At 32.2% G+C, this 484-nt stretch carries 1 protein-coding gene; it reads right to left on the bottom strand.

All coding sequences use genetic code 11. The features are described from left to right. Positions 1 to 49 precede the first annotated feature (49 nt). A partial coding sequence (locus AB4486_RS27025; protein ID WP_372119856.1) for a CDP-glycerol glycerophosphotransferase family protein occupies positions 50 to 484 on the bottom strand: 435 nt, incomplete at its 5' end.

The raw sequence follows: 484 nt of genomic DNA, 5'->3' as shown, positions 1-484 counted from the left end.
CGTATTTCTACAACCTCATTGCGCACTGTATTCACCTCACAAAAATCACTCAGAAGAGACTACTTTCAAAATAATGAATCATAAAATGACTAATATCCTGTTTTGACTGATCTAAGTTTATTTTTTTAGCTGTGTCTTTATTGATTGGTTTAATGTGATTGAACCAATCATCTTGTTTCTTTATGGCTTTTCCCCACGTTAGCTCATTGTAATCGAATGAAAACCCTACATGTTTTGAATACTCATTGATATCATAAGGTAGAAATCCGACAGGCTTATTCAGCATTGCAAAATCACAATAAATACTCGAATAATCAGTGATCAACGTATCGAATTGATTAAGATGCTCAGTAATATCTTCTACCTTCTTTGAATCAAGGTTGACGATATTTTTCCCTACGAATTGGGAAAGGTTAACTTCAAATTTGGGATGGAGACGAATAAATATTACAGTATTTTCTTCCTCTAATTTACTGTTTAATAA

Source organism: Vibrio sp. 10N.222.55.C6 (assembly GCF_041473395.1).
In the GTDB taxonomy this organism is placed as follows: Bacteria; Pseudomonadota; Gammaproteobacteria; order Enterobacterales; family Vibrionaceae; genus Vibrio; species Vibrio crassostreae_C.
The sequence above is the reverse complement of the archived record's forward strand: the minus strand, read 5'-3'. Positions and strand labels throughout refer to the sequence as shown.